The organism is Nocardioides pelophilus, from assembly GCF_014180685.1.
Lineage (GTDB): Bacteria > Actinomycetota > Actinomycetes > Propionibacteriales > Nocardioidaceae > Nocardioides > Nocardioides pelophilus.
Genome location: NZ_JACEHF010000163.1, coordinates 1 through 9,349, shown reverse-complemented (window position 1 = coordinate 9,349; position 9,349 = coordinate 1). Strand labels below are relative to the sequence as shown.

Genomic DNA, 9,349 nt, shown 5'->3' with positions numbered 1-9,349 from the left:
GGCCGCGCCCGCCGCCGGTGCCGTGGCGGCCGTCGTCGCGTTCGCCGAGGCGGTGCCCGCACTGCGGCCGCAGCCGGCCCAGCTCCCGCTCGCCACCGGGGTGCAGCCGTTGCCCGTGCTCCTCGCGAGCTGCGCCGTGCTCGTCGTCGCGCTCGGCGCCGGGGCGTGGTCTTCCGGGAGCCGGGGGGCGGCCAGCCGCCCGGCCTCGCTCCGCGAGGAGCACGCCGGATGATCCGCGTCGCACTCGACGGGCTCCGTTCCCGCGCCCTGCTCTCCACCGGAACCCTCGCGCTCCTCACGATCGCGATCGCCTCGGCCGTGGTCGGCCCCGCGTTCACCGTCGCCGTCGGCAACGGCTACGCGATCACCCGGCTGTCCGACGAGCCCAACCCGATCACAGGGCGCACCTGGGAGTTCCAGCCGACCGGCTCGCCCACCCCGGCGCAGGCGCTCGAGCTCGCGAGCGGGGCGGTCGACGTACCGGACGGACAGCACGACCTGACGGCCCAGCTCGAGACGACCCGCGTACCGGCACCCGGCGAGTACGGCGAGGTCCAGCTGCTGGCCCGCGACGGTGCCTGCGACCACCTCGAGCTCGACGGCCGCTGCCCGGAGCGGCCGGGTGAGACGACGATCCTCGCCGGCGACGCCGAGGAGGACGGGCTCGCGATCGGCGACCGGATCGAGCTCGGGAGCCCGCTCGGCGCGCTGACGGTGGTCGGCACCTACGCCTACCCGTCCGGCCTCGACGTGCCCGACGACGAGCTCGCCGAGCTCGAGGACTTCTGGTTCGACCCGGGTCGCCTGGCCTCGGTGCCGACCCAGCTGCTGCGCGAGCAGGTGCTGCCGCGACACCCCGCGCCGTACCTCGTGACCACCGACCACTTCGAAACGGTGCCGCGCAACCTCTGGGTGGTGCGCGTCGACACCCGGATCGACGCGCCCCCCGACCTCGATGCGGGCCGCCTCTCCGAGCTCGGCACCGGTACCGACCCCGCCCCGGAGCTGCTCGACTCCGGCACCCTGACCGAGGTCTCGTTGAACGACCTTGGGACGGTCACCACCGACATCGAGCGCGAGCGGCAGGCGGCGGTCTCGTCGGTCACACCGGCGGTCGTGTCCCTGGTGCTGGTCGCCCTCGCGCTCCTGAGCCGGCTCACGTCCGCGGCCGGCGACCTGCGGGTGCCGGACCTGGCCCTCGCCTCGCTGCGCGGCGCGAGCCGGCGTCGGGTGTGGCTGCTCGCGCTGGGCGAGCCGCTGCTGCTGGTCGCGCTCGCGCTGCCGCTGGGAGTGGCGGCCGGCACCGGCTTGACCCACGTGCTGGTCCGCGCCTGGCTGGTCGAGGGGATGCCGCTGCGTTGGCCGGCTGCCGCCGCACTGGCGGTCGCGGCCGTCACCGCCGCCGCGGTCGCGGTCTGTGCCCTTGCCGTCCGCGGCGTCCTGACGCGCACCCTGGCCGACCAGCTCACGGGCCACCAGCGCCCGCGCCATGCCGGGCGCGCGACCGCGCTGGCCGTTCTCGGTCTGGTCGCGCTCACCCTGGTGGTGACCACCGCCGCACTGACCCGGACGTCCGGCGACGCGACCGACTCCTCGGACCTCGTGCTCCCCGTCCTCATCGCGGCCACCCTGGGGGTCGGCGCGACCGCGGCCGCGCGTCTCGGCGCGGCCCGGCTCGCCCGTCGCCGCCCGCGCGGCACGGTCGTGTTCCTCGCGGTCCGGGCGGTCGCCCGGCGGGCGGCCGGCACGTTGGTGGTGCTGCCCCTCACGGTCGCGATCGCGGTGTGCGCCTTCGGCGTCGGCGTGTACGACGCCGCGGCCACCTGGCGCGGGAGCGTGGCCGCGACCCAGGCCCCCGCCGACACGGTGTGGTCGACCGAGCTCCCGATGGACCGGGCGGTGGCGCTCACCCACGAGCTCGACCCCGACGGCCGCTGGCTGATGGCCGCCGGCACCCTCGCGGCGCAGGACACGACCTACGTGGCGGTGGATGCCGCTCGGCTCGGCCGGGTCGCCTCCTGGCACTCGACCTGGACGCCGGGTCGCGATCGTCACGAGATCGCCGCACTGCTGACCGGTACCCCGCTGCCCACGGTCACCGGCCGCCGCCTCGCCCTGACCGTCACCGTGCCGCGCGGGAGCGAGCCGGTCACCATCGAGCTCCGGCTCCGCACCGCCGACGGCCGGGTCACCGGGGTCTACCTCGGTCCCTTCGAACCCGGCACCTCGACGGCGAGCGACCCCGTGGGCTGCAGCGCGACCTGCGCGATGGAGGGGCTCCTCATCGGCGGCGGCGCCGGACTGCCGACCGACCTCGACGGGACCTACCTGGTCGGCCCGCTCCGCGTCGACGGCGCCGACCGCTCCGACGCGCTGACCGAGGGTGGCTGGCGGCTCTCCTCGTCCGACGAGCTGCAGCAGGCGGCGGAGGAGGTCTCGGTCGCCGACGCCGGGCTCACCATGGTCGCCCGCGGACGGGGGCTGGCCGGGCTGACGGCCGGTGACATCCCCGCGGTCCGGCCGGTGGTCGCCGGACGCCTCGTGGTCGACCAGGTCGGCGAGATCCCCGGCGGCGCCGCGACCTCACCCATCGGTCAACCGCCTCCCGTGCGCGCCGAGGTCGTCTCCGAGAGCCTGCCTTTCGTCGGCCCCCGCGGGGCCGCGATCGACTACACGATGATGAGCGCCAACCGCACGCTCTACAACACCGAGTTCGACGTCCGGGTGCTCGCGACCGCCGCCACGCCACAGCGCGTCCAGGACGCCTTGGCCGAACGGGGACTGGTGGTCGCCACGACCCACGAGCGGGAGCTGGACCGGCTCGACGAGACGGCGTACGCGATCGTGTTGCGCCTCTACCTCGTGTCCGCCGCGCTCGTCCTGCTGATGGCGATCGCCGGGCTCGCCGTCTCGACGGCCGTGCAGCTGCCCGGTCGACGCCTCGACGCGGCTTCCCTCAGCGTCGTCGGCGTCCGCCGCCGCTCGGTGCTGCTCGCGGTGGCTCTCGAGCAGGGCGTCGTGCTCGGCACCGCGGGTCTGGCCGGCCTCGCCGCCGGCTCGCTGGCGCAGTGGATCGTGCTGCGCCGGATCACCCTGGGCCAGGTCGAGGGCATCTCGTGGCCGCGGGTCGTCGCCCGGGTCGACCCGGCGATCCTGGCGCAGGTCGCGATCGCGGTCGCGGTGCTGCTGGCCGCTGTGGCGGTGGTCAGCGCGTGGCTGACCGTACGGCGTGCGCGGGGTGCGTCCCTGCGCGAGAAGGCCCGCTGATCTCCTAGGAGTCGCCCGCGAGCATCTCGGGCGTCAACGACGCCTCGGTGTCCGGCACGCCGAGCTCCTCGGCCCGCTTGTCGGCCATCGCGAGCAGCCGGCGGATCCGGCCCGCGATCGCGTCCTTGGTGAGCACCGGGTCGTGCAGCTGTCCGAGCTCCTCCAACGACGCCTGCTTGTGCTCGAGGCGGAGCCGGCCGGCCATCTGCAGGTGGTCGGGCACCTCGTCGCCGAGCAGCTCCATCGCTCGCTCGACCCGGGCGCCGGCGGTCACGGCGGCCCGCGCCGAGCGGCGCAGGTTGGCGTCGTCGAAGTTGGCGAGCCGGTTGGCCGTCGCCCGGACCTCGCGCCGCATCCGGCGCTCCTCCCAGGCCATCAACGTCTCGTGGGCGCCGAGCCGGGTGAGCAGCTGCCCGATCGCGTCGCCATCGCGGATCACGACCCGGTCGACGCCGCGGACCTCGCGGGCCTTGGCCTGGATCCCGAGCCGGCGGGCGACCCCGACCAGCGCGAGCGCGGCCTCGGAGCCGGGGCAGGTGACCTCCAGCGAGGACGAACGACCGGGCTCGGTGAGCGAACCGTGGGCGAGGAACGCGCCGCGCCACGCGGCGACCGCGTCGCACCCTCCGCCGGAGACCACGGCCGGCGGCAGGCCGCGCACCGGCCGGCCACGCTGGTCGAGCAGACCGGTCTGCCGGGCCAGTGCCTCGCCGTCCTTCACCACCCGCACGATGTAGCGGCTGCCCTTGCGGATCCCGTTGCCCTGCACCATCACCACGTCGGACGCCTGGCCGTACATGTCGGCGATGTCCTTGCGCAGCCGGCGCGCAGCCGCGCCGGTGTCGAGCTCGGCCTCGACGACGATCCGGCCGGCCACGATGTGCAGCCCGCCCGCGAACCGCAACGTCGAGGCGACCTCTGCCTTGCGACAACACGCCTTGGTGACCGGGGTACTGGCCAGTTCTGCCTTGACCTGTGCCGTCATCGCCATAGGGCTGATCCTGCCACGGGGGTCAATCACCCCGGAACCTAGTCGGGCACGGCGGACTGCATGATCCGCGCGTACGCCGCGGCCAGCAGGGCCGGGTCGTGCCGGGGAGAGCCGTCGCCGACCGCGACGTCGTCGACCACGAGCTGCGCGCCGAGCGCCTGCGTGACGGACCGGAGCTCCTCGATCCCGTCACCGACGCTCTCGCGATCGGCGAGCACGGTGTGCACGGCCAGGTCCGGAGCGTGCTCCGCGAGCACCGCCAGGTGGTCGGCCGGACCGAACCCACCGGTCTCGCCCTGCTGCTCGGCGAGGTTGAGGACGACGATCACCCGGGCGTCGGTCGCGACCAGCGCCTCGCGCAGCTGGGGCACCAGCAGGTGGGGGATCACCGAGGTGAACCACGACCCGGGTCCGAGCACGGCCCAGTCGGCCTCGTCTATTGCCGCCAGTGCGGCCGGGGTCACGGGAGGGTCCGGCGGGTCGAGGGCGATGGAGACGATCACGCCGTCGGTCGTCGCCACCTCCACCTGGCCGCGGACCGACACCAGCCGCTCCGGGTCGGGGTCGAGCCCCCGCACCTCCGCCGTGATGTCCATCGGCGCCAGCGCCATCGGGAGCACCCGGCCCTTGGCACCGAGCAGCCGGCCCACCCAGTCGAGCGCGTCGATGTCGTCGCCGAGCAGCTCCCAGAGACCGACGATGAGCAGGTTGCCGACGACGTGCCCGCGCATCTCGCCGTCGCCCGCGAACCGGTGCTGGAGGACCCGGGCCCAGGTGTCACCCCACTGGTCGTCGCCGCACAGGGCGGCCAGGGCCATCCGCAGGTCGCCGGGAGGGAGTACGCCGAACTCGCCGCGCAGCCGGCCCGATGAGCCGCCGTTGTCGGCGACGGTCACCACCGCCGTCAGCTCGTCGACGGTGAGGTCGTCGACGAGCATCCGGAGCGCGGTCAGCGACGCGTGCAGGCCGTGACCCCCGCCGAGGGCGACCACCGCCTGTGCCCGCTCATGGGCAGGGTGCGGGCGGTCGGGACGTGGGGTCATCACTCTCGTCCCAGGTCGCGGTGGAGGGCACGGGCGACGTAGCCGAGCTCCTGCATCCGGCGGGCGATCTCCTCGCTCATCGCGACGCTGCGGTGCTTGCCGCCGGTGCAGCCGATCGCCACCCGCATGAAGCGCTTGCCCTCGCGGAGGTAGCCCTCGGCGACGCCCGCCAGCAGCGGGACGTACTGGTCGAGGAACTCCGCGGCTCCCGGCCGACCGAGGACGTAGTCGGCGACGTCTCGGTCGCGCCCGGTGTGGGCGCGCAGCTCGGGCACCCAGTGCGGGTTGGGCAGGAACCGCATGTCGGCGACGTAGTCGGCGTCGGCGGGGATGCCGTACTTGAAGCCGAAGCTGATCGTGGTGACCCGCAGCCGGGTGGTCTCCGGGGTGCCGAACGCCTCGGCGATGCGGTCGGTGAGCTGGTGCACGTTGAGGTTGGTCGTGTCGATGACCAGATCGGCGTCGCCCCGCAGCTCGGCCAGCACCACCCGCTCCCGCTCCAGCCCGTCGAGCAGCCGACCGCCCTCCTGCAGCGGGTGCGGCCGGCGGGCCGCCTCCTGGCGCCGCACCAGCACCTCGTCGTTCGCGTCGAGGAACACCAGCGTGGTGTCGCGCCCGGTGACCCCGAGCGCCAGCGCGCTGCGCAGGCCCTGGAAGAACGAACCGGACCGGACGTCGACGACGACGGCCACCCGCTGGCTCCTCCCCTGGCTCTCGTCGACCAGTCGGACCACCTCGGGGAGCAGGCTCGGGGGCAGGTTGTCGACGACGTAGAAGCCGAGGTCCTCGAGCTCCTTGGCGGCGGTGCTGCGCCCGGCGCCGGTCATCCCGGTCACCACCACCAGCTCGCCTGCCGGCGGCCGGGCGCTCATGTCGGCGTTCATGGCGCCGTAGTCTTCCGTGTCCTGCGCGGCGCTGTCGCATCACCCGCGGCGACCGCGCCCTTGATCGCGGCGGCGGTGCGGGGTCCGATGCCGGGCACGGCGGCGATCTCGTCGATCTCGGCCTCCCGCAGCTTCTTCAGCGACCCGAAGTGCCGCAGCAGGGTCTTGCGCCGTACCTCGCCCAGGCCCGGTACGTCGTCGAGGACGCTCTCGACCATCGACTTCGAGCGCCGCCCCCGGTGGTGGGCGATCGCGAACCGGTGCGCCTCGTCGCGGATCCGTTGCAGCAGGTAGAGCCCCTCCGACGTACGCCGGAGGATGACCGGGTCCGGCTGACCGGGGAGCCAGACCTCCTCGAGCCGCTTGGCGAGCCCGCAGACCGGGATGTCGTCGATGCCGAGCTCGTCGAGGGCGCGCTGCGCGGCGGCCACCTGCGGCGCACCGCCGTCGACGACGACCAGACCGGGCGCGTAGGCGAACTTGCGCGGGCGCCCCGTGTCGGGGTCGACCAGCATCGGCGTGCCAGGGTCGGCACCGGCGGCGGGGGTGGTGGTCGAGGAGCCCTCGTGAGGAACGAGCGAGGGCGTCTCGAAACCCTCGTCGAGGAGTCGGCGGAACCGGCGCGTGATCACCTCGTGCATCGCGGCGACGTCGTCGGACCCCTCCTGGTCGCGGATCACGAACCGGCGGTACTCGCTCTTGCGCGCCAGGCCGTCCTCGAACACCACCATCGACGCGACGATCTCGGTGCCCTGGATGTGGGACACGTCGTAGCACTCGATCCGCAGCGGTGCCTCGTCGAGACCGAGGGCGTCGGCGATCTCGGCGATCGCCTGGTTGCGGGTGGTGAGGTCGCTGGCCCGCTTCGTCTTGTGCAGCGCCAGCGACTCCTTCGCGTTGCGCGCGACGTTCTCCTGCAGCGCCTTCTTGTCACCGCGCTGCGGCACCCGGATCGTCACCTTCGACCCGCGGAGGTCGCTGAACAGCTGCTCGAAGGTCTCGGTGTCGGGCGGCAGCTCGGGCACCAGGATCTCCTTCGGCAGCGACTCTCCCCCGTCGTCAGCACTGCCGCCGGCATACAGCTGGAGCAGGAAGGTCTCGACCAGCTCCGGGGTCGCCCCGTCGTCGGTGCGGTCGGCCACCCAGCCGCGCTGACCGCGGATCCGCCCGCCCCGCACGTAGAAGACCTGCACGGCGACCTCGAGCGGGTCCTCCGCGAGCGCGATCACGTCGGCGTCGGCGCCGTCGCCGAGCACCACCGCCTGCTTCTCCAGGGCCTTCTGCATCGCGCCCAGGTCGTCGCGGAGCCGCGCCGCCCGCTCGAAGTCGAGCGCCTCGCTGGCGGCGTACATCTGCTGCTCGATGCGCTTGATGAACGGCTTGGTGCGTCCGGCCATGAACTCGCAGAAGTCGTCGACGATCGCCCGGTGCTCGTCGGCGGTGACGGTGCCGACGCACGGGGCCGCGCACTTGTCGATGTAGCCCAACAGGCACGGTCGCCCGATCTGCTGCGACCGTTTGAAGACGCCGTTGCTGCACGACCGCATCGGGAAGACCCGCAGCAGGATGTCGACCGTCTCGCGGATCGCCCAGGCGTGACTGTAGGGGCCGAAGTAGCGGGTGCCCTTGCGCTTGGCTCCGCGACCCACCATCACCCGCGGGAACTCCTCGCCGACGGTCACGGCGAGCCACGGGTAGGACTTGTCGTCGCGGTACTTCACGTTGAACCGCGGGTCGAACTCCTTGATCCAGGAGTACTCCAGCTGCAGTGCCTCGACCTCGGTCTCGACCACCGTCCACTCGACGGAGGCGGCCGTCGTGACCATCGTGGCCGTGCGCTGGTGGAGGTTGCCGATGTCCTGGAAGTACGACGACAGCCGGGCCCGCAGGTTCTTCGCCTTGCCGACGTAGATCACCCGCCGCTGCTTGTCGCGGAAGCGGTAGACCCCGGGCTCGGTGGGGATCTCGCCCGGCTTCGGGCGGTAGCTCTGCGACACGCCACCACCCTACGGACTGACACCGACCACGTTCCGGGAGACACTGACGCCATGGGGTGTCGGGACGACTACGGCTATCCGCTGACGACCAGCGAGCCGGCCGCAGCGGCGTACGTCGCCGGCGTCCGCGACCTGCTGCGGCTGCGCCGCGACGCCCACGTCCGGATCGCGTCGGCGCTCGCCCACGACCCGACCTTCGCGCTCGCCCACGCCGACCTGGCGCTGCTCGGCCACGAGATGTGCGTCGACGTCGACATCACGGCCCGGCTCGACGACGCACGCCGGCTGGCGCCCCGCGCGAGCGACCGGGAGCGCAGCCACGTGCACGCCGTGGACCGGCACCTCCAGGGCGACCACGGTCCGCTCCTCGCGCACCTCGTCGCGTACCCGCGTGACGCGGTGCTGCTGTCGGTCGCGATGCCGACCATCGCCTTCGCCGGGGTGACCGAGGTGCCGGCCGAGGCCTGGGCGATCGTCGAAGGCTCGGCGTCGTCGTACGGCGAGGATCCGTGGTTCCTGGGTCTGCTCGCGTTCGTCCGCCAGGAGCAGCGCAGGTACGACGACGCGATGGCGCTGTCGTGCCGAGCGCTCGCCGCCGACCCGACGGCCGGCCACGCCGCCCACGCCCGGGCGCACGCCCACTACGAGACCGGCGACCACGCGGCCGGGCTGGCGTGGATGGACGCCTGGGTGACCGGCGACGGCGCGGGGACCGAGAGCCTGACCCACTTCTCTTGGCACGCGGCGCTCCACGAGCTGTCGCTCGGCGACCTCGAGGCCGTCCGCCGGAGGTACCAGACCCAGCTGCAGCCGCGGCACGCGGTGGGCTGCCGGGCGCTCGTCGACACCGGCTCCCTGCTCTACCGGTGGGCACTGACCCCGGACGCGGCGGAGGTGCCCGGGCTGGAGGAGGTCGCCCGGGTGACCGGTCGCGGCGTGCTGGAGGCTCCCGCCACCCCGTTCCTCGCCCTGCACGCGGCGGTGACCCTGCTCGCCCTGGGTGACCGCGACGGGCTCCGCCGGCTGGCCGCGCGGAGCGCGACCCATCCCCACGCGCCGCAGCGAGAGGTGGTGGCGCCGCTCGCGGAGGCCCTCTGCCTGCTCGGCGACGGACGCGCGTCCGAGGCCGCCGACCGGCTGGCCGCCCTCGCCCCCACGTGCTGGCGG

7 protein-coding genes are annotated in these 9,349 nt (G+C 73.9%); 3 read left to right on the top strand and 4 right to left on the bottom strand.

The window, feature by feature from the left end:
• Together H0488_RS19225 and H0488_RS19220 are read left to right on the top strand one after the other, a co-directional pair.
• On the top strand, positions 1-232 hold a 232-nt coding region (locus H0488_RS19225; protein ID WP_183100846.1), incomplete at its 5' end, for a hypothetical protein.
• Positions 229-3,267, top strand: a complete 3,039-nt coding sequence (locus H0488_RS19220) for an FtsX-like permease family protein (protein ID WP_183100845.1) — start codon at positions 229-231, stop codon at positions 3,265-3,267. The genes H0488_RS19225 and H0488_RS19220, both read left to right, overlap by 4 nt.
• A gap of 4 nt (positions 3,268-3,271) precedes the next feature.
• Here the strand turns inward: H0488_RS19220 and whiA are convergent, their stop codons facing one another.
• The 4 genes from whiA to uvrC are packed head-to-tail and all read right to left on the bottom strand — an operon-like array spanning position 3,272 to position 8,182.
• On the bottom strand, positions 3,272-4,258 hold the full coding sequence (gene whiA, locus H0488_RS19215; RefSeq protein WP_183100844.1) for a DNA-binding protein WhiA: 987 nt from the start codon (positions 4,256-4,258) through the stop codon (positions 3,272-3,274).
• 38 nt (positions 4,259-4,296) lie between these two features.
• Positions 4,297-5,301, bottom strand: coding sequence for a gluconeogenesis factor YvcK family protein (locus H0488_RS19210; protein ID WP_183100843.1), 1,005 nt, complete (start codon positions 5,299-5,301; stop codon positions 4,297-4,299).
• Positions 5,301-6,185, bottom strand: coding sequence for an RNase adapter RapZ (gene rapZ, locus H0488_RS19205; RefSeq protein ID WP_246372504.1), 885 nt, complete (start codon positions 6,183-6,185; stop codon positions 5,301-5,303). Before rapZ ends, H0488_RS19210 begins: the two co-directional genes overlap by 1 nt.
• Positions 6,182-8,182: an excinuclease ABC subunit UvrC gene (gene uvrC / locus H0488_RS19200; RefSeq protein ID WP_183100842.1), complete on the bottom strand. Its 2,001-nt coding sequence runs from the start codon at positions 8,180-8,182 to the stop codon at positions 6,182-6,184. Before uvrC ends, rapZ begins: the two co-directional genes overlap by 4 nt.
• Before the next feature lie 51 nt (positions 8,183-8,233).
• On the opposite strand from uvrC, the gene H0488_RS19195 reads away from it, so the two are divergent.
• Positions 8,234-9,349 (top strand): tetratricopeptide repeat protein (locus H0488_RS19195; protein WP_183100841.1); only part of this gene is annotated, 1,116 nt, incomplete at its 3' end.